The organism is Treponema putidum, from assembly GCF_000755145.1.
GTDB lineage: Bacteria > Spirochaetota > Spirochaetia > Treponematales > Treponemataceae > Treponema_B > Treponema_B putidum.
In genome coordinates this window covers 441208-461859 of record NZ_CP009228.1, presented here as the reverse complement: position 1 = coordinate 461859, position 20652 = coordinate 441208, and the positions used below count along the sequence as shown (strand labels likewise).

Here is a 20652-nt window from a genome sequence, read left to right as displayed (position 1 = left end):
TTGAATTTTAAATAATATGAAATTTATAAACACTATATTTTTTGTTTGTTTTTGTTTAATAGCCTGTACCGGCAAAAAAGGCGGGACTCAAGATTCTGAAAAAGTTTTTAGAACATGGAGTTCCGATGGGGAAAGGCCTCCTGTGACGAGGTTTATCCCCAAGGAGTCTTCCTTGCCTACGGGAGCAAGGCCTTGGGGCGGAACGGTGAGCCACCATCTTCTAACAGATGCCTTAATAAATGATTGGTTTACCGAACTTGCCAAGGCAAGAAAGATAAAAACTTTTTATATTTTAAGCCCCTCCCATTGGGGGCTTTCTCTTTATGATTTTTCTTTAACAGGCGGATCATGGCAAACTAATGATGGCCTTGTTAATTCAGAAAAAGATAAGGCCGAAAAGTTATCCCGCCTTTTTGATGTGCCCTTTGATGACAGCGTCTTTGTTTACGAGCACGGTGTTTCAACCTTGATTCCCTACATAAAAAACTATTTTCCTGATGCAAAGGTTGTTGCCGTCGCTTATTTTGGAGAACCTCCCGTAAATATGAACCTTGCAGTTAAACTTTATGAAGCGGTAAAAGAAGTTTTTTCCGTCAAAGATAAGGATTCCTTCCTTTTGGTTTCTACCGATTTTTCGCATAAATCCGATATAGAAAAAACGGATAAAAAGGATGCAAAGTCCCGCTATTTTTTAACAAGTTTAAAACCTTCTGCATGGACGCTCGGTATCTGCGATAACAGGCCTGCAATGTACGTGCTTTCAAAGTTATTTACCGAAAAAACTCAATGCACAATTCAGAGGGCTACTAATGCCTATAAGCTAAGCGATGAAACTGATCCTGAGGATATTACGAGCTACTTTTTTACATACTTTTGGGAAAAAGATTAAAATTTCTTTTTAATATTTTTAAGATGATCTAAAGTTTATTTTAAAAAGAAACCTATCAGCTTCGTGTCCTTTGCAAAATTAAAAGTATAGCATAAAGTTTTTTTTTCGTATCCTGCCTTAACGATAATAACTCCTATAACCTCCCCTGAGTTTTTATCCTTCGTTTCCAAAAAATAGGCTTCTTTTGTGTAGAGGTATTTTCCTGCAGGTTCAAAAAATATTTTAGTATTTAAATTTATAAATTCTTCATCAAAGTTTTGTTTAAACTCATCGGTGCTTAAGTTTCTTATGCCTTCCCAGTCCTTATCATTTATCATAAAAATAATTTCTTCCGCTTTCTCTTTTAAAAAAGGAATATGAAAATTTTCAGAAGTCTCTTTACGTTTGCAGCTCCAGCAAAGAAGAAATAAAACAAAAATAAAAAATATTTTTAAGGCTTTCAAAATATTTATTCCTTAGGGGTTAGAATATCGGCTGCGTCTGCATTAAAAAAGTCTTCTGCCTTTTTATGATTTTGAAGTCTTATTGCATCCTGAACTTCTGTGATTTCTTCAAGCTGCCTTTTAAGAAGCTTTGTTTTATCGCTGTCTATCACTATTGTTTTCCCGTCAAGTAAAATCATTTTGACTTCGGTAAATGTACCTAAACGCATAGGTCTTTTAAAGGTATAAACTTCAATGCTGTGAATTGCCGAAAAGTTTATAGTTTTGGTCTTTGGAAAAAAGAACAAACCCGTCTTTTGAACGGCTTGTGATTTTGTAATATTAAAGTACCAAGAACTTTCAAAAAGGCCGGCCGCTAAAAATAGGGCTCCGAAGATAAGAGCAATTATAGAATATTGACCGTCCTTCATTGCCGATAAATTAAGATAAAAAATTGCACCTCCGATAAAAAGGGCGGATATGCGCATCCATATTTTTAATGCAATGAACTTTATGATTTTGTCTTTTTGCCGGTTGTTTTCCATAAAAGTTGCTCCGTCTTATATTATTTCGATTTCGGCAGCCTTGCCGTTTCTGTCGGCTGAATCTCCGCCCTTAGGATTAGGCATTTTAAACACTCTGAACTTTACGGCTGTTCCTTCTTTTATCAACTTATCTCGGCATTTTTTATCGATGTTTGTAAACGAAAAGAAAAAGTCTCCGTTTTCGTTTTCGATAATGCCGTAGCGGTTCATAAGCCGTTTTATTTTTCCTTTTACCTTGGGGGTTTCATTTTTGCGGTCTATAGCCTTTATCCAATAATTGGGAGGAACCCTGTCATCCGATCTTAATTCAAAGTCATCGGACAAGGCATCGATTATTTCGCGTAAGGTGTTGTGGCTATAGGAGCGGGGATCGAATTCAGGCATAAAGTTTCTTATAGAATTTCCTAGGTCGGAAAGACTTACCCATCCTTCTTCGGTCATGCGGGAATTTCTGTAAGCATGGCAGATAAGGTCGTCAAGGGATTTAAATTTTTTACCCGTTTTGGAATCTTCTTCATATTCTTCCGCTTCATCAAAGTTTTCAAGATACTTAAATTCGTTACAGGCATTTACCCAAAGCGGTTTTGCATTTGATCTTCCTATTCCTAGAACATATAGTCCGTATTCTCTCAATTTGAGGGCAAGGCTGTAGTAGTCGGAATCTGTAGAAACTATGCAGACTGCATTTATTCCCTGATTTGTGTTTGCAAGTTCTACCGCATCCATTATGATTGTGTTGTCTGTGGCGTTGGGGCCGTTTCTAAATTGCTGTACAGGCCGGATAGGTACTTTTTCAAGCGAATTTTTCCAACCGTTCATATTGGGTGTTGTCCAGTCTCCGTAAAGTCTTTTTATTAAAACATCGCCCTCTTTTGAAACTTCTGAAATTATCGAGTCAAGATAAGAAGGGGCAATGTTGTCTCCGTCAATTAAAAGAGCATATTTTTTTTCCATAGTTTAACTACCTTATTCTATTATTTCTACTTTTAACAGGTTTGTAGAACCTGCCTTACCTATAGGAATACCTGCCGTAAGGATTGCTATATCGCCTTTTTTTACATGGCCTGTGTTTTTTGCAATTTGCGAACAAACATCGAACATATTATCGGTTGATTTTATAGGATCGGCTAAGACGGGGTATACATCCCAGTCGAGGGCTAGTTTCCTCATAACATTAGGGGATTCCGTTACGGCGATAATCGGTACCTTTGGTTTAAACTTTGAAATAGCTCTCGGCGTTATTCCTGAAGCTGATGCGGTTATAATTGCATTTGCATCAAGGGCTAGGGCAGTGGAGCAAGTAGCTCTTGCAATGGCATTTGTTATTGAGATCTCATGCAAGGAAGCATTTTCAAGAAAAAGTTTTTCATAATCCATAGTCTCTTCAATAGAGAGGGCTATGGAATTCATCATAGCAACCGTTTCGACGGGGTATTCTCCTGCTGCCGTTTCTCCTGAAAGCATAACGGCCGAGGTGCCGTCAAGGATGGCGTTTGCAACATCCGTAACTTCGGCCCGGGTCGGCCTTAAATTATGTGTCATAGATTCCAGCATCTGTGTTGCGGTTATAACCGGCTTTCCTGCGATATTTGCCTTTTTTATCAGCTGTTTTTGAAGATGAGGAATTTTTTCGGGTTCTATTTCTACACCCATATCTCCGCGGGCTACCATTATTCCGTCGGCTTCCGCTAAAATCTCATCTATGTTGTCCAAACCTTCTTGATTTTCTATTTTTGCGATAATGCCGATCTTGCTTTTATGTTTTTCTAAAAGTTTTCTTATTTGAATAATATCGTCAGCTCTTTGAGTAAAGGATGCAGCGATAAAATCGACATCATTTTCAATTCCGAATTCGATGTCGGCAATATCTTTTTCACTCATGTACGGAAGGTTTACTCTAAGGCCAGGAATATTGACCCCCTTTCGGCTGGTTAAAGTGCCTGAGTTTATGGCTACGCATTCTATGTCCGTATCGTTCAAAACATCAATGACCTGTAATTCCAGCATTCCGTCATTTATGAGGATGCGGTTTTTAGGTTTAATTTCGGCAGCGATATTTTTATATGAGATGCTGCATATTTGATTTGTGCCTACTAGGTCACGGGTTGTAATGATAAATTCCTGTCCTTGGACAATCTCTACGGGTTTTTCAAAAATTCCCAATCTGATTTCAGGCCCCTTTGTATCGAGTAAGATAGCCACAGGCATTTTGAGTTCTTCTCTGATTTTTTTTATTCGATCTATTTTAACCTGATGTTCTTCATGGCTCCCATGTGAAAAATTAAGGCGGCAGACATTTAGACCTGCCTTGAACATTTCGGTTAATACTCTTTCTGATTCGGATGCAGGACCTATTGTACATACGATTTTTGTTTTTTTCATAAGATTCCTCCAAAACTTATTTAAATATGATACTATAAATCGCAAAAAAATTCAAATACCTAAGACTAAAACAAAATATAGCGATAATCTTACTCTGTTGACCTAAGCTAAAAATTATTGTATAGTCGAAATATGAACAAAGCATTAAAAATATTACAGGAGAGGGGATTTATTCAGCAATGTACCGATTTGGAAGCCCTTTCCGATAGAATGGACAAGGGGCAAATAGCCTTTTACACGGGCAGCGATCCGACAGGCCCCAGCTTACACATAGGACACATGGTTCCGATTTTTGCCTTAAAGCATTTATGCCGTGAAGGGCATAGGGGTATTGTTTTAGTCGGCGGAGGTACATCCCGAATAGGCGACCCGTCGGGAAAAACCGAAATGCGTAAGATGCTTTCTTATGATGAACTCGATAAAAATGCAGCTTCAATTCAAAAACAGATTGAAAAATTTTTAGCGGAAGATATTGAAAATGTACGTTTTGCCAATAACAAGGATTGGCTTGCCGATTTAAACTACATCGATTTTTTACGCGATATAGGTTCTCACTTTTCGGTCAATAAAATGCTCAGCTTTGAAGCCTACAAAAAAAGAATGGAAACGGGGCTATCCTTTTTGGAATTTAATTATCAGCTTTTGCAAAGCTATGACTTTTTAATGCTCAATCAAAACTACAATATTGAACTCCAGATAGGCGGTGATGACCAGTGGGGAAACATGGTTGCAGGAAGCGACCTTATCCGCAGAAAGGGAGGCGGCGAAGTTTTTGCCCTCACCTTCTCTCTGGTTACAAGAGCCGACGGCCAAAAAATGGGGAAGAGCGAAAAGGGTGCGCTCTTCTTGGATCCTGCCCTTGTTTCTCCCTACGATTTTTTCCAATATTGGAGAAACACAGCCGACGCCGATGTCGAAAAGTTTATGCTTCTTTTTACATTCATTCCTATAGAAGAAATAAAAACTGTTTGCGCAGGAGACATAAACAAGGCTAAGGAAAGATTAGCCTTTGAAGTTACAGCCCTTATTCACGGAAAAGAAGAAGCGGAAAAAGCCTTGGAAGGCGCAAGGGCGGCTTTTTCGGGCGGCGGAAATAAAGAAGCCATGCCTACGGTAAATTTAAGTCTTTTAAAATTAAATGAGGGTATCGGTGTTATTGACCTCTTTGCCGAAGCCGGACTTGCCTCCACCAAAAGCGATGCCCGCCGCCTTGTCGAGCAGGGGGGAGCCTTTATAAACGAAGAAAAAATTTCGGACACCAAAGCTATAATCGGGAAAGAAAAACTTGACAAGGACAATGAGATGATTTTGCGTGCCGGTAAAAAACGCTTTATGAGGATAATTTTCAGCTAGCAAAGTTTAAAATTTAAGGAGCACTCTAAAAACATCAGTTTTTAGAGTGCTCAATATTCTCTGAGGGAATCAATTTCTTCGGTAGAAAGTTCTCGGTATTCTCCGGTCTTTAAAGTTTCATCTAAAACTATTGAACCGACTGCAATTCGGCGCAGGTAACAAAGCTCATTCCCTATGCTTAGGCACATTTTTTTTACCTGATGGAATTTTCCTTCGGTTATGTGCATTAAAAATCCGCTTTTAAAAGAACCTGTTTTGTTTTCACATTTTTCGAATTTTGCAGGGAGACACTTATAACCGTTTTTTAGCTCAATTCCTTTTTTAAACTCTTCACAATAATTTTTAAATTCTTCATCGGAAGGCTCCCGGCTTAACTCCAGATAATAAGTCTTTACAGTTCCCGACTTAGGCGAGGTAATCTTGTGGGTAATCTCTCCGTCATCGGTAATAATCAAAAGGCCTTCTGTGTCTATATCCAGCCGCCCCATGGGAAATAACTTCATCCCGTCAAAGGGAGCCTTTATATAATCCATTACGGTTTTATGTACGGGATCGCTTGTCGAAGTTACACAGCCTTGGGGCTTATTAAACATAAGATAGACATTTGTCCTCAACATAAGAGGCTGTCCGTCTATAGTTATTTTATTTAGGTCAGTATCCAAAATAAAAGAAGGGGAAACAATACGCTCCCCGTCCACGCAGCAGTTTTTTTTACGTATCATTTTTTTTACATCATTTCTGGAGCCTAAACCACTGAGGGCCAATATTCTATCTAAACGGGTCTTCACAATTTTTCAAAACTCCTTAAACGGCAGCGGAAGTTCTTGATTTAAATTTTTACTTAAAATAGAATCGATAAAATTTTTTATGCCGTTCTCTCTATCCCTTAAAAGGGCTGTAATACAGGGGCGGCCTATTAAAACTTCTTCAACACCTAAAGAAGAAGCAGCTATAAAATCTTCTCTTTTTCGTAAGCCGCCGTCAGCCCAAACCTCGCCTGCATATTTTTTTATCTCTTTTAAATGGGCATGAACAAATGAGGCAACGCTTCCCCTATCGGTTTCAATACGGCCTCCATGATTTGAAATTACGGCAATGTCGGGTTTGAGTTCTTTTATAACTTCGATATCATGTAAAGTAAATACTCCCTTAACGGCAAAGGGGAGCTTGGCATATTTTTTTAAAGCAGCCAAATCTTTTGCGCTCTTTTTTTCAAGGTGAACAAGATTCCGCATAGTTACTATATTATAAGCATCCGTGTCTACTCCGATAATTTCTGAGACCTCCATTGAGCCCTCAATTCTTTCAAAGAGTTTCATTTGAGGATAGGGCTTTAAAAAAACAGCCCCTTTTTTTTAACATCCTTTAAGGCTTCAATTCCTGAAAAAAGTTTTAAGTCGGGATAGCCGTCGCCGATACTTAGAGCTAAGCCTGCCCTAACCGAAGACCTTATAAGGTCAAAATAAAACAGTCTTTCGTCCTCATAGCCGATGTTTTCTACAGCTCCTGTAATAGGAGCAAGGCGGAGCCTAGGTATAGGATAGGAATCAGAGGTATAGTAATTTTTCCATTCTGCACAGTTTAAAATAAAATTAGAGTTTTCAAAGACACCGCCCATTCCGGGGAGTTCTCCTATGCAGGCCTTTCCGTTACATTCCTTGCATAATCGGCACTTATATTTTTTATTCACACTCATTTTTTTCTCATTTTATTTTTGACGATAAAACCAAAAGTTTTTCTTTAATATAAATTTCGGCCTGAACCTTTTTTGCGTTTCCGGATTCATCTTGAGAAGAAAACCTAAGCTCGGTACCCATGTAAATACCTGTCTGGAGCGAAGACGATAATTTGGTTCCTTTATCATCCAAAAAAATAAAGTTTACTCTTACCAAGGCTCCGTCTTTTTCTTCACCTTCTTTTAAACTTTCTAAAAATTTAGTATTTTCATTCAAAAGCAAATTTGCCAAGGCCCTATCTTGGTAAATAAAGGACTTTAGCTCAGTTTTTATTCCATAAATTCGGCCGTTATTTTTGTCGGAACGGGTAACAAAAAAAGCAATGTTTATACTTACAAGAACAACTATAACAAAAAATACTGACCTTAAGCCCCGATTTTCGGTTACGCTTTTTATAAAACTTCTTTTTCTTATAAAATCCGGATCATGTAATTGTCTGACCTTTTCTGAGGCCTTTTTAATTCTATCTTCTCTATTATAGCGGGTAAAAACTTCACGCGAAGAAGAATCTCTTTTTTCGAATAGATCATCATTCATTATTTATCTCCGATAATTTTATCTGCCCGCCACCATACAATTAAGGCCTTATCGTCTCTGGCAAGAAGAGCCGAAATAATTCCCTTAGAAGAAACATGAAAGGTATTATAAACCGTTTCATCACTTGAAACAATCAAATCTTTTTTATATTTTTTTTGAGATTTTAAATTCATCATCTGAAGGGCATAACCTTTATTGGTAGGTGTCAATAAGCAGCACCAATTACTTTCTGTAATGCCCGCCATTTCATAAACTTTTTTAAAAGTAAAAGTTTCAGTTCCTGATGTTTCGATTTCCTCATAGGCATCTATATCCATTTTTTTGTCATACTTACCGGTTTTAATATTTAAAAAATAAAGACAGCTTTTATCGTAACTTACCCCGAGGTTAGCCTTAGTTGCAGCATCCTTTTCTTCAATGTAGTAGTCAATTTTAATATATAAATAAAGCTCATTAAAATCGGGGATTATTTTATCTATCGAAGAAAATACTTTATCGGAACCTTCGTATGGATTAGGTACTGCATTAAAAAAGATAGGTATCTTATATAGCAAGTCGCCCTTGTTATTATACCAATAAATTTTTAAACTTGTCTGTGTTCGGCACACTACGATTATATCGTTAGAAGAATTCGTATGAATCCCTTCAATGGACGGAAAAGGAGTTCCGCCAAAACCTTCTTGACCCAAATAATCGATAAAATTGCCGTTTTCATCGAAATGCAAAATTACATCCCTTAAAGCCAAATTTTCTTCATGGTCATATTCAATCCTGTCATCCAAAACGGAATCTACAACAAAAAGGTGCTTGGAAGCCGTAACGGTTAAAAGAGCAGGATGATTAAAAGGATATTTAACGGATCCCCTTGTAGAAGCCTTAACATCCTGAGGATTATTCTGCATAAGAGAGGGCTCCATATTTGTTTCGGGATTATAAAAAAATGTAAGCAAATCCCCGAATGAAGAAAGCCTTAAAATTTTTTGCCCTCCGGAATTGACTATATAAAATATACCGTCTTTCATTAATATCTGAGTGTCAGGGCGGGGATAGGTACTGGTCAAATTAAAAAGATTAAGTTCATTTTCAAACAAACCGTAATTAAGGCTAAACTTTTCTTCCCTCTCAAGTTCTGCAAGCGTTTCTCTGCTACAACCGAATAAAAGAAGAATAAAAATTATAATTAAAAGTTTTTTTACCATAACATAATCTCCTAAATCTTTAGCCCCATTTTAGAGTAGCCGCCGATATAACCCTTCCGCATTTTTTTTGCACTTCTACGGCTGATAGGAAAATAATTTTTAAATTTCCATGAAAGAACAAGTGCCAAAAGGTTCTTTTCCAATATTTCTTTTAAGGCCTTAATATCATCCTTATCCGAAACACAACAAAGGGCTCCGCTTTCGTATACCAACACGCAAGACCTATTTTTTAAAGCATCTACTATTCCGCTGCTCATTTCTTCAGCTCTGTTTTCAAAAAATGGAACTAAAAAAATATTTTCGCCGGCAATCTGGGCAAAATCATCCAAAAAAGCGGGTATACGGTTATCCTTGTTCATTTTTTTTGAAACAAAAAGAGCTGCGGCTTGAGAGCTTTGCTCTATAAAATTAATATCAGGGTACTCATCATATATACGTCTATGTAAATCGGCTTGAAAATCAAAAAGGCCTTCAATTATGTTTCCTGATTTTATATCCAGCTTGCAAACGGTAATATTTGTATTTTTATCGTAAACGGTACAGTAATCCCCTTCGCGGCAGCTTGAATAAAAATTAATCAGCGGCTGCATAGCCTTTCTTTCGTGCCGCCGATAAGCAAGGGACAGGGCAGGTGCTTCCGAAAAAATTAAATTACGGCAAAGCTCTTCCAATGCATCAGCTTGAGCAAAGGCCTCATCTGCATTCGCTCCGAAACAAACTGCCCCATGCTGAGCCATAATTACCGCTCCGGCAGGTTTTGTTAAACACTTTACAATATGCCGTGCTATTCTTTTTGTTCCGGCAGGAGCATACCGTGCCACAGGAACGGATGGACCCAATAATGAACGAAGTGCTTCATTTTCAACAGGAATAGAAGAATAGCATCCCGAAATAGCAGAGGCAAATTTTTGATGTGTATGAATTATAAACTTTATACTTTTGTCAGCCTTATAAAGGCTTGCATGAACAAAACGTTCTGAAGAAGGTTTGATAGGCCCTGAACTCTCTGGCTTATTTATGTTAAGAACTACTATGTGTTCAGGTTTTAAATTCTCATAACTATATCCGGAAGGTGTAATAGCAAAAGTACTATCATCTAAACGCATACTGACATTTCCCCATGTCCGTACAGTCAAGCCAGACTTTAAAAGTCTTTTTCCCGTTTCTATTATAATACTTTTTGCTTCATCAAGGGTCATCCGCTCTAGTTTACAACCTCATTGATTTCCCTTAATATAGCACTGAAGTCTACAGGTTTTCTAAAGAAGGAGTCAGCTCCCAAATCTTTCATTTGTTTTTCTAAGGTTTCGTCATCCAATCCTGTAATCACAATTATATAGGGTTGTCCAAAAAAAGGGTCGGTTTTTATTTTTTTGCATATTTCTTTACCGTTGACACCGGGAAGGTCTATATCCAAAATAACAAATCCGGGTTTATGTTTTACAAGTTGAGTCCCCGCATCAAAGCCGTCAAGGGATTTGTAAACAGTCAAGTTAGGAAGATTTTTGTTTAAAAATGAAGAGATAGCCTCATTTAAAACCGCATCATCATCTATAACTATTATGGAATTCCAGTGGGCATCATTTGAAGAATCCTGAAGCTCAGGAGGAATCTTCATTCCTCTCTCTTTTATAAAAGAGAGCAAATCTTCATAATATACCCTATACTGGCCTCCCGGTGTATTAAATGCTTTTAAATAACCGTTTCTAATCCAGTTAATTGCAGTTTGATTTACAACTCCGCAAATATTTGCAACTTCAAGAGCGGAGTACATTTTAACGCGTCTTCTATTTTCACTCTTACCCATAGTATAAAAATCAAACAAACCTTAAACAGAGTCGGTAATGTTTTCGATTCCCTCCAAACATATATTCACAGTGTTAACGGAAAAACCCAGTCTATACATTTTATGCATCAACCGAGGTTTATCCACCCCATTTATCAGTTGTTTTTCCAAAGCTTCTCGGCAAATATCTTTTTCCGAATGCTCTAAAAAAAACTCATCAAGCACATCTTCCGCAATTTTAAAATCGACACCTCTTAGAGCAAGCTCGGAGGCCAATCTATTGCGGCCTTCTTTTTTACTTACAACTCTAGTGTTAAGCCAAGCTCTGGCAAAACGCCCGTCATCAAGAAACCCTTTTTCCGCTAAATAATCCAGAGCCGGATCAATCTCGGAAACTAAAAAGCCCTTCTTTTTGAGCTTTAAGGTCAGCTGAAAGCGGGAATGTTCAGCCCTATTTAAATAGGCCATAGCAGCACACTCAGCTGCATACATTCTTACAGCGTTCAACAAAGCCTCAAGCGATTTTTCACTTATAGGGCTGCCTGACTCGGCAACAAGACCTGCAAACTCATCATCCAAAAAATAAACCGGTCTTGTTACAAAAGACACTCCTTCAGAATTGGTTATCTTTAACAAATCTGAAGAAGTGCTGCATATATCCGCAATAGAAAAAGAATTAACGCTTGCTGAACTGGAATCTTCGTCTTGCACCGCGCTGACCGAATTTTTTTCGTTCAACCATTCGCGAATCACGTGTAAGCAATCCGTTAGCCTTTAAAGATGCATGATTTGAAGCATCCACTTGAGCCAATGCCCTTGCAATTCCGTGAGAGCATGCACCTGCTTGACCGGTAAGGCCTCCCCCTCGGACTGTGATTATAATATCATACTTAGATTCGCCTGCAGTAACCATTAAAGGCTCTTTTGCTTTTTGGATTTGTTCCGGAGTGGCAAAATATTCGTTAATGTCTTTATCATTGATCATTAACTGACCTTTTCCATCCCGAATGTATACTCGCGCCACCGAAGTTTTTCGTCGGCCTGTTCCCATTCCAATATTCTTCACTTTACTCTCCTTATACTTCAACCGCTATCGGGTTCTGTGCTTGGTGAGGATGTTCAGGGCCTGCATAGACCTTAACATTTGTTAAAAGTTTTCTTCCAAGATGTCCCTTAGGAAGCATACCTTTAATTGCAATCATCAAGGGTTCAGCCGGCTTTTTAGCGATTAATCCGTTAAAGTTAATGGACTTTAAACCGCCTACATAACCGGAGTGAGTATAGTACATTTTATCCTTAGCCTTATTTCCTGTTACGGCTATTTTTTCGGCATTAATAATAACTACATAATCACCGATTTCCTGATGAGGAGCAAAACCTACCTTGTGTTTTCCTCTAAGCATAGCTGCAGTCTTAGCTGCAACGCGCCCAAGAGGTTTCCCTGCGGCATCAATTACGTACCAAGAGCGCTGCGCTTCATGTTCTTTTAAAAAAATAGTTTTCATTTAATGTATACCTTCTACAAACAATATATGCAGATAATGTGGGTTAGAATATTATAACTAAATAAAGAATATATGTCAATAACTTACTCAGTTTTATTTTCGGCAGCCTTCATAGCCGCTTCTTCTTTTCTTGCATCCTGCTTGTCTTTAATGTCGGCAATTCCTATAAACACGGAAACAAGGCCGACAAAAGCTGCAAAAATCGGTAAACCGCCTCTTAAAAATAATAAAATATCCTGTCCCCATGCCAATCCCATAGGAAGGGCTGCAATAACCGTAAAAGCGATTAAAACAATACCAATAATAAGTGCTAGCATTTAAAGCCTCCTAATCTCGATTTATTATTACATATTTAAGCATTTTCGTCAACCGGAGTCTAAAAAGCTGAATACATAAAGACAAAAGACAAAAAAAACATAAAATTTTGACAAAAGACAAAAGACAAAAAAAACTTGACATATGAATAATACGGGTATAGAATATAAGATAAGGCATCCTGAAAAACTGAAGTTTTTCGAGATGGGATACGGCAAATTTAAAATACATAGTATTTAAAAAAGGAGCATAAGAATGAAAGACATGGAAGAAACAAAATTCATAACAGCAAAAGAAAATGTAAAGAAAAAAAGCCTTATTCTTAAAATAGGAGGTATTTTTTTTATATCTCTGCTTTTTGCTATAGGAATTTTAACCGGAATAAGCGTTTATGCGGTAAAATCAACATCTCAAAGTGCAGTTTACAGCAGTGTAATAAATCAGCTTGATGGAGACTTGGCAATAATAGAAACCTACCTTGAAGCGGTTTACGGTAATTTAAGCATTAAGGACTCCACTTTAAAAGGAACAAAAGAAGCTGTAGACCCTAAAGTGATAGATATGCTTTCAAAACAGTTAGGTGTAGAAATTACAATTTTTGTTCATGAAAATAAGGAATTTAAACGCATACTTACAACAATTCTTGATGAAAACGGGAAAAGGGCATTGGGTACAAAACTTGACCACTCGGAAGCATATGATGCAATATCTCAAAACAAAGATTACAGTGGAAATGCTCTAATCTTAAATAAAGCCTTTATTACAAAATACAAACCCATAGTTAGGGAAGGTAAGATCCAACTAGTCGTTTTTTGCGGGGCCGAAATTACCGAAGTAAATAATGAAATAAGTTCAAAACTTCAGTATGCAGTTATCTATACTCTTGTGGGCTCAGGCGCTATTTTAGTGATGGTGATATTTATAACCATAAGCCTACTACAAGGCTTAATAGTAAAGCCTATTTTAAAAGTAGTCTCAGTCTTTAAACAGGTAGGAGAAGGAGACTTGACCGTGTCTCTTCCTCTGATAGGAAACGATGAAATAACCGCTATGTCTGCTCATTTTAACCGGACAATAGGAAAAATGAGTTCTGCACTTCGTTCCGTTCATAATAGTGCCGAAACAATGGTACAAACAGGCAGCGAGCTTGCAGGGAATATGACCGAAACGGCAAGTGCAATACATCAGATAAGCGCAAACATCGATGGAGTAAAAAATCAAACAATAAGTCAATCTGCAAGCGTCACGGAAAGTGTTTCAACAGTAGAGCAAATAATTCATACAATCAAACAACTAAACGAAAGTATTGAAAGTCAAGCGGCGAGTGTCAGTGAATCCTCTGCTTCAATAGAAGAAATGGCTGCAAATATTTCTTCCATAACTAAAACTTTGGCTAAAGTTGTTATTTCCGTATCGACACAGGGAATAATAGGTGCAGTTATGTCAAAAAGGGCTATCCTTGAAAAGGTAGAGACACATTTGAAAGATAAGGCCACAGACACTGCCGATCTGGTCGATTCGATGGTCAACTCTTTTTTGAATTTTGTTTCGAGTGCTTCAAGAGCATCCGAGTTAAGAGATATAGATGCGTCCTACTCAGACAAGATAGCATATTTAAAAAAAGAAGCGGCTTTTAATCCCAGAATATCGGAGTTTTCAATAACGGATATAAACGGAAATTGTCACACCCTTGACGGACGGATATTTGATGTAAATGATAGAGAATGGTTTAAAAGGGCTTTAGCAGGAGAACAATTTGTAAGCGAGCCCTACGGTTCAAAGACCGACGGAACACTGGTGAATACCATCTCAGTTCCCGTATACGACTATGAAAATAGAATCATCGGTGTACTCGCAGCGGATACCTCAGGAACAAAGCTTTCAGAAGACATAGATCATATCACAGTAGGAAGAAGCGGCTACTGTTTTATCTTAGGCAAAACAGGAAATGCCATAGCCCACCGCAACAGGGAGCTGGTTCTAAATCAAGACAATTTTCAAGAAAATGCCAAAACAAACCCTGCATTGGTATCAATTGCAAATTTTGCAAAACAAGCCATGCAGTCAAACAAACCTTCCATAGGATATTATACATTTAACGGAGAAAAAAATATCGGTTCATATGCTATTATGCAGTCAACGGGCTGGATGGTAATAGTAAGAGCTCCTGTAAACGATTTTTTGGATACTGTGGCAAGTTTGCAATATATGATGGTTATAACAGGATTTACTCTTTTGGGTGTCGCCTTAGTATCGACATTTGTTGTAACACGTAAAATGATCTTACCTCTGCAAAAAGTTGTTCTAGCTTTAAAAGATATTTCTCAAGGCGAAGGCGATTTAACGGTAAGGCTGCCTGTAACAAGCAATGATGAAGTTACCCTCTTGTCAAAATACTTTAACCAAACTATTGAAAAGATAGGTAATTCCATTAAATCCGTAGGAACAAATACAAACACCATGCAGTTTATAGGAGATGAACTTGCAAGTAATATGACTGAAACGGCAAGTGCCGTAGAAGAGATCAACTCAAATATCGACAACATCAAAGATCAGGCCCTAACTCAGGCAGCAAGTGTAACCGAAACTGCAGCAACAGTTGAGCAAATCATACGCACAATAAAACAGCTTAACAACAGCATAGAAACACAGGCAGCAAGCGTTGCCGAATCATCTTCATCTATAGAACAAATGGTTGCAAATATTGAATCGATTACACAAACATTGGGTAAGAGCGATAATATTATAAGAGAGCTGGCCGATGCTACAGCAGAGGGAAAAGGCAAGGTTTCTACGGCAAATGAAGTAACCCAAAAAATAGCCGAAGAATCGGGAAGTTTGATGGAAGCTTCCAATGTTATACAGCATATTGCAAGCCAAACAAACCTCTTGGCGATGAATGCGGCAATTGAGGCAGCCCATGCAGGGGAAGCCGGAAAAGGCTTTGCTGTAGTAGCTGACGAAATAAGGAAGCTTGCAGAAGAATCAAGCGCCCAAGGAAAAACCATTACCTCTACACTTAAAAATCTTTCGGGAGAGATAGAACTCTTGGCTGAATCGGCTAGAACAGTTGAAGGAAAATTTAACTCAATTTTCAACCTTGCAGAAAACGTAAAAGAGATGAGCAACACCGTCATGGAAGCAATGACTGAACAGGAAAACGGCAGTAAAGAAGTCTTAATTGCAATCCGAAACATCAACACTGTAACGCAGGAGGTCAAACAAGGTTCATCAGAGATGCTAAAAGGAGGAGAAGGTATAGCTCAAGAAATGAATAAACTTGATGAACTTACCCGTACAATTACAGATCGTATGAATGAAATGGCCTCAGGAGCCTTGCAAATAAATAATGCGGTTCAAGAAGTTCAAGGTATAACCCAAAAGAATAAAGAAAGCATAGAAGGCTTGGCTGATGAGGTAATGAAATTTAAGGTTTAACATAAAAGTAAAAATCATCAAGTAATAAAGTTATGAGTTTGACCCATCCTTAATTTTTAAGGATGGGTATTTTTTTAACTTATTTTCCCGGAAGGGGATTATAACTTACATTGTAGTCATAAACATCTATCTGTTCATGTTTTTTTACAAAGGCAACTATCTTGTAAGTGAAAGGCGTAAATATAACTTCAATAAAAGTTTTAAAAAGATAGTTTGAAAAAGCCATTATAATAAGAATATCTATGCTGTAAAGGCCTAAAAAAGAAATAGCAACAAAAACGGCACTGTCCAAAAATTCTCCAACCAATGTAGAGCCTATAGTTCTAAGCCATAAGTACTTGCCCTTTGTTATTACTTTTAACTTAGACAAAACAACCGAGTTGGAATACTCTCCAATAAAATAACCGAAAAGGCTGCCGGCGCAAATGCGGGGCATCTGTAAAAGAATGTTATCAAAGTCTTTTTGAAATACCCACTCAGCTTCAGCAGGAAGAACACTTATAAGCCAGATATTCAGGCTCATAATAAGAAGCATAAAAAAGCCGGTCCAAATAACCTTTCTTGAAGCCTTATAACCGTAGACTTCAGCTAAAACATCTCCAAAAATATATGAAAAAGGAAAAAGAAGAGTGCCTCCGTCAAAAACGAAGGGGCCAAGCTGTACCATCTTTGCCGCAAGAATATTCGACAAAACCAAAATGCCTACAAAGAGTCCGGAAATTACCGGCAAGAAATTCGTTTTCTTAATGGAGTCCGTTTCAAGGGCTCCTTGATTTAACTGTGAATTTTCCATGTGCAGGATATTAGCATAAAGAAAAATAAAAGTGAATAAGCCTTAAAAACTATAAACACTTTATGAAGCAAGGGGCGGCATTTCAGGATCCGTATCAGGTTCAAATTCCGGATTGTTGGAATACCTTTCAAGCATTAGAATTTTAGAAATTGCAGCAGGTAAAGCCTCCCTGAGCGGAAGGGTATGAGATGACCCTTCAGTCATAAAACACAATATACGTGAAGAAAAATCGCTCATAACCGGAGGCAGTGTACCGAAATTATTAAGCAAATCTTCTTGTGAGTACTGTTTAATTTTTGAAGCGGAAAGATTTTTATCCATAGAAACAAGATATTTACATGGCCGCCAGCGTACGGAAAAGTCTTTACCTCTGTCTCCTGCATAACCGAAAAGACGGCATATCAGACAGCGGCCTCCATATACGGTACAATGATAAGGATTATCTATGTCAAATAGAAGGCAGCCGTTTTCTTTATCTAAAACATTCTCATTAAAACAGCCCTTTAATATTTGAAAAGCCCTCTCTCTTTGATGAAAAAGAAGCCATGATGCAAGATAAAGAGCTTCAACTTCATAAACATCCGGTTCAAAATGAACGCAGCATGCACCGCATCCGTCTATACACTTAATAGGACACTTTGACATCCATTCCGCTTCGGCTTCTTCAATTTCCTTATAGACCTTGTCCAAAAGCAAAATCATTTCGGCCGTTTTTGTGCCCTTAAAACTTTCAGTTTCTTGTTTCATTTTTATTTAAGCCCTGCACTTTTCAAAAAGGGTAAGATAATATTCCGTGTCCTTTTTTGATTCAATAATTAATGCATTATCTTCGACACTTCCTAAAACGGCAGTCCTTTCTTTAGGATTTAGGTAAGTAATATCCCTAAAATTATTATTATAATCCTTATTTTTTGTGTAGAATATTTGTTCTTCAATATATTTTCTTATTGTTGCTGCTTTTTCCAAGAGCCTATTCCAAAGGGTCTTATCTATCGTTTTAACCTTCATAAGAGCACAAAGAACAGCATAAGCATTGTCAGCCTTATCGACAACATAAGAACTATGAGCTTTGTCATAGGCAGCATGAATTTTTTTCCATGTGTTAAGTTTTCCTGACTTTATGCCTTCTTTAATTGAATTGAGTTGTTTTTCAGGTATTAGCTGGCCGCCCATATTTACCCAATCAAAGTTATGATTTTTGGAAATTTTAAAGTCTTCAATCGAACATCCGATTTTATCGATAAAATCTTTTTTATTAAAATATTCAGCCAAGGTTGTAACCACATACCATATCAGCATATCCTGATAGGCCTCATATGATTCTACAGCCTTGATTATTTTTACGGTACGTTTAGACCTTTCAATATTTTCACCCTTTACAAAAAGATTCTTTGCCTCATCTTTTTTATCTCTTAGAATTTCATCTATGCTTAAAGGTGATTTTCCGCTATCGGTCCAAGCCTTGCATATCCATTTTTCAAGAAGAGCACGGGCATTTAAAATTTCGGCAGCGGTATCGGGAGCAAGATAGGCGGTTTCAATGTGCTGGGTCTTTGTTACCCTTCTATCCCGTTTTAAAAATTTTTTATTATTGCGTTCAAGAGCGTACATATTGTACAGCCAATAATAGGCCGGCATAATTTCAAGTCTATCTTCATGGGCATTATTTAAAACCAAACTAAAAGGAAAAGGAATATCGAGCTCTGCAGGATAATTTGCTTTTGCCAAAATAACGAAGGAAGCAAATCGGCAATTATGTTTTAAGGTTGAAGAAAGCCCCGGCCAAAACCCGCGGCCTGCAACAATCTCGCCGTCATTGCCTCTTGTGTTGTGATTGGAACCTACAGTAGCCCCTGCGGCCATATTGGATTGTCCCTGAATCATAGCAGCAACCAAAAAGGAATTATTGTGATGCTGTTCATGATAAGGGAATATAAGTGCATTTAAGACCTCGCAGCAGGAAATAGTCGAGTTATCTCCAACTATGGAATGTATCAACCTTGTACCGTATTTGAGCTCACAGTTATTTCCTATGACAAAGCGGACAGCTTTAACACCATAAAAAACTCTGGAACCTAAACCTATTATACCGTTTACAAGTTCTACCCCTTCTCCTATCTGGGAAGGTTCCTCGGCAGTTGATTTTATGGTTAAGTTTTTAAGTTTATTGGCTCCCTTTACATAAACGGATGAACCGAAATTAACGTCTTTTATAATACGGCAGCTCTTTATCGCAGAATCGGAACCAACCTCACCGTAATAACCTCTTTTTGAGTCTTTAGAATTTTGGGTTATTTCTTCAAATTTTTGTATAAGTTCTGTTTCATCCCTGTACCTTGCCCACAAGAAAGCGTCGGCTGTAATCATATCGTAAAAAGGAAATACTTCTCTTCCTCCGGCTTCATTGATAGTGTCTATTGTTACCCTGATCTTTTCATCTTCTCCGTCTTTTACTAAGCCTTCGCCGAATTTGGAATGGTCTGTCGTGCACATCTCATCAATACGGCTCAAAATAACTCTGTCGCCTATTATATAATGCGAAAGATAGGCACAATAATGAATCGCACAGTTTTTTCCTATATCGCAAGAAATGACCTTGCTGTTTGTAATGCCTACGGGTACCGTAAAGTCATGATATTTTAAGTAAAAATTTTGAGTTGAAGAAATTCGTACCAATCCGGCAAACATGCTGTTTGTTATCAAATCCGTATCAAAAGGGTCTTCAACCAAGACCATCGACCAATCCGTACTGGAATTCCCGTTTTTTATCAGACGCTCAATTTCTTCCGAATTTAATTGACGGTACTTAGTATTTTTGTGATTGGTTTGATTAAATCTTATATAATACTCATCCTTACCATCCGGTAAGTATTTGCCTTCAATAAAATCATACCCGAAATCTTCGGATTTTACTATCTGCATTTTAGCCATAAGGTTCTCCAAATTAAGCACTTATAAAAACATAAAGGACGGATCAATCGTTACAAAATAACTATAAGGATATCTATAGGTAAAGCCGGTAAACTTTTCTTACCGGCTAATAAAAATAAGTTTTAAGACGGTTATTTTGAAGCCGATAAAAACGGAATTAAAGATTGCGCAACCGCATTGATAGGCATTGTTTGAATAATAATTTTTCCGGGGCCGGTTATTTTTGTATTAAATAAGCCTTCTCCTCCAAAAATCATATTTTTTATACCCTTTATCATCTCTACTTCCATCTTACATGTTTCTTCCATTGCTGCAAGGTATCCCGTATCCAAAATCATTGTTTCACCGGCACCTAAAGTATATTCTACTGCGGAACCGTCAATCTCAAGAAAGGCCGTTCCGTTGCCCGAAAGTTTTTGCATTATAAAACCTTCTCCTCCGAAAAACCCTGCTCCCAGCCTTTTTTGAAAGAAAATCGAAAGGTCAACGCCTTCAGTTGAAGCTAAAAAAGCGGTTTTTTGTGCAATCAGGGAAGAACCCGAAGTAATTTCAAATGCCTTTATAGCACCGGGGAACCTTGAGGCAAAAGAGATTTCTCCGTCGGTAGTTGCAGTATATTTGTTTAAAAATAAACTTTCTCCCGAAAACATCCTGCCTATGGCCTTACCGACTCCGCCGGCAGAGGTCTCCATAGAAATTCCGGAACTCATCCATGCCATTCCGCCTGACTGAGTTATCATCTTTTCACCGGCTCTAAGTTTACAAACAACAGCAGGAAAAGCATCTCCAATAATTTTGTATTCCATAAAAAACTCCTAAAA

The 20652-nt window shown here is 37.8% G+C and carries 20 protein-coding genes and 2 pseudogenes; 4 read left to right on the top strand and 18 right to left on the bottom strand.

What is annotated here, in order from left to right; genetic code table 11:
• Positions 1-16 precede the first annotated feature (16 nt).
• Positions 17-889 (top strand): AmmeMemoRadiSam system protein B, encoded by an 873-nt coding sequence (amrB, locus tag JO40_RS02015; RefSeq protein WP_044977671.1) that lies wholly within the window; start codon positions 17-19, stop codon positions 887-889.
• A gap of 35 nt (positions 890-924) precedes the next feature.
• On the opposite strand, the gene JO40_RS02010 is transcribed toward amrB, so the two are convergent.
• From JO40_RS02010 to pyk, 4 genes are read right to left on the bottom strand one after another with little or no spacing between them, the layout of a single operon-like run.
• Positions 925-1332, bottom strand: a complete 408-nt coding sequence (locus JO40_RS02010; protein WP_044977669.1) for a DUF3887 domain-containing protein — start codon at positions 1330-1332, stop codon at positions 925-927.
• A 5-nt stretch (positions 1333-1337) separates the two neighbouring features.
• Positions 1338-1856: a YdbT family protein gene (locus tag JO40_RS02005; RefSeq protein ID WP_044977667.1), complete on the bottom strand. Its 519-nt coding sequence runs from the start codon at positions 1854-1856 to the stop codon at positions 1338-1340.
• Positions 1857-1871: 15 nt separating this feature from the next.
• Positions 1872-2810: an NYN domain-containing protein gene (locus JO40_RS02000; protein WP_044977665.1), complete on the bottom strand. Its 939-nt coding sequence runs from the start codon at positions 2808-2810 to the stop codon at positions 1872-1874.
• A 12-nt stretch (positions 2811-2822) separates the two neighbouring features.
• Entirely contained in the window at positions 2823-4238 is a 1416-nt protein-coding gene (gene pyk, locus JO40_RS01995; protein ID WP_044977664.1) for a pyruvate kinase, read from the bottom strand.
• A gap of 132 nt (positions 4239-4370) precedes the next feature.
• Between pyk and tyrS the strand changes: the two genes are divergently transcribed.
• The gene (gene tyrS / locus JO40_RS01990; RefSeq protein WP_044977662.1) at positions 4371-5591 is read left to right on the top strand and encodes a tyrosine--tRNA ligase; all 1221 of its coding nucleotides are present in this window, start codon (positions 4371-4373) and stop codon (positions 5589-5591) included.
• A gap of 50 nt (positions 5592-5641) precedes the next feature.
• On the opposite strand, the gene JO40_RS01985 is transcribed toward tyrS, so the two are convergent.
• The 10 genes and pseudogenes from JO40_RS01985 to JO40_RS13930 form a co-directional block, all read right to left on the bottom strand.
• A complete protein-coding gene (locus JO40_RS01985) occupies positions 5642-6379 on the bottom strand; it encodes a 16S rRNA pseudouridine(516) synthase (RefSeq protein ID WP_049992331.1) in 738 nt (245 codons plus the stop codon).
• 6 nt (positions 6380-6385) lie between these two features.
• Positions 6386-7287 (bottom strand): annotated as a pseudogene (locus JO40_RS01980) (alpha-hydroxy-acid oxidizing protein).
• A gap of 7 nt (positions 7288-7294) precedes the next feature.
• Positions 7295-7867, bottom strand: a complete 573-nt coding sequence (locus tag JO40_RS01975) for a hypothetical protein (protein WP_044977659.1) — start codon at positions 7865-7867, stop codon at positions 7295-7297.
• The gene (locus JO40_RS01970) at positions 7864-9063 is read right to left on the bottom strand and encodes an LIC_12708 family protein (protein WP_044977657.1); all 1200 of its coding nucleotides are present in this window, start codon (positions 9061-9063) and stop codon (positions 7864-7866) included. Before JO40_RS01970 ends, JO40_RS01975 begins: the two co-directional genes overlap by 4 nt.
• 11 nt (positions 9064-9074) lie before the next feature.
• On the bottom strand, positions 9075-10262 hold the full coding sequence (locus tag JO40_RS01965; RefSeq protein WP_044977655.1) for a class II aldolase/adducin family protein: 1188 nt from the start codon (positions 10260-10262) through the stop codon (positions 9075-9077).
• Positions 10263-10267: 5 nt separating this feature from the next.
• Entirely contained in the window at positions 10268-10837 is a 570-nt protein-coding gene (locus tag JO40_RS01960) for a response regulator (RefSeq protein ID WP_044979673.1), read from the bottom strand.
• A 54-nt stretch (positions 10838-10891) separates the two neighbouring features.
• Positions 10892-11587: a regulatory protein RecX gene (locus JO40_RS01955; RefSeq protein ID WP_245608955.1), complete on the bottom strand. Its 696-nt coding sequence runs from the start codon at positions 11585-11587 to the stop codon at positions 10892-10894.
• A complete protein-coding gene (gene rpsI / locus JO40_RS01950; protein ID WP_084224507.1) occupies positions 11526-11915 on the bottom strand; it encodes a 30S ribosomal protein S9 in 390 nt (129 codons plus the stop codon). The genes JO40_RS01955 and rpsI overlap by 62 nt, the downstream gene beginning before the upstream one ends.
• 10 nt (positions 11916-11925) lie before the next feature.
• Entirely contained in the window at positions 11926-12354 is a 429-nt protein-coding gene (gene rplM, locus JO40_RS01945; protein ID WP_044977652.1) for a 50S ribosomal protein L13, read from the bottom strand.
• A gap of 83 nt (positions 12355-12437) precedes the next feature.
• A complete protein-coding gene (locus JO40_RS13930; protein WP_044977650.1) occupies positions 12438-12671 on the bottom strand; it encodes a hypothetical protein in 234 nt (77 codons plus the stop codon).
• 253 nt (positions 12672-12924) lie between these two features.
• On the opposite strand from JO40_RS13930, the pseudogene JO40_RS15285 reads away from it, so the two are divergent.
• Positions 12925-13734 (top strand): annotated as a pseudogene (locus JO40_RS15285) (methyl-accepting chemotaxis protein); the annotation flags it as partial.
• A 291-nt stretch (positions 13735-14025) separates the two neighbouring features.
• Complete coding sequence (locus JO40_RS13345; protein WP_044979671.1) at positions 14026-16107, top strand: methyl-accepting chemotaxis protein; 2082 nt, start codon at positions 14026-14028, stop codon at positions 16105-16107.
• 79 nt (positions 16108-16186) lie between these two features.
• Here the strand turns inward: JO40_RS13345 and JO40_RS01930 are convergent, their stop codons facing one another.
• From JO40_RS01930 to JO40_RS01915, 4 genes are all read right to left on the bottom strand, one after another.
• A complete protein-coding gene (locus JO40_RS01930) occupies positions 16187-16900 on the bottom strand; it encodes a queuosine precursor transporter (RefSeq protein ID WP_044977648.1) in 714 nt (237 codons plus the stop codon).
• A gap of 60 nt (positions 16901-16960) precedes the next feature.
• Entirely contained in the window at positions 16961-17647 is a 687-nt protein-coding gene (locus JO40_RS01925; protein WP_044977646.1) for a YkgJ family cysteine cluster protein, read from the bottom strand.
• A 6-nt stretch (positions 17648-17653) separates the two neighbouring features.
• Entirely contained in the window at positions 17654-19831 is a 2178-nt protein-coding gene (locus tag JO40_RS01920; RefSeq protein ID WP_044977645.1) for a DUF4954 family protein, read from the bottom strand.
• A gap of 131 nt (positions 19832-19962) precedes the next feature.
• Complete coding sequence (locus tag JO40_RS01915; protein WP_044977643.1) at positions 19963-20637, bottom strand: TIGR00266 family protein; 675 nt, start codon at positions 20635-20637, stop codon at positions 19963-19965.
• Between the last annotated feature and the right edge of the window lie 15 nt (positions 20638-20652).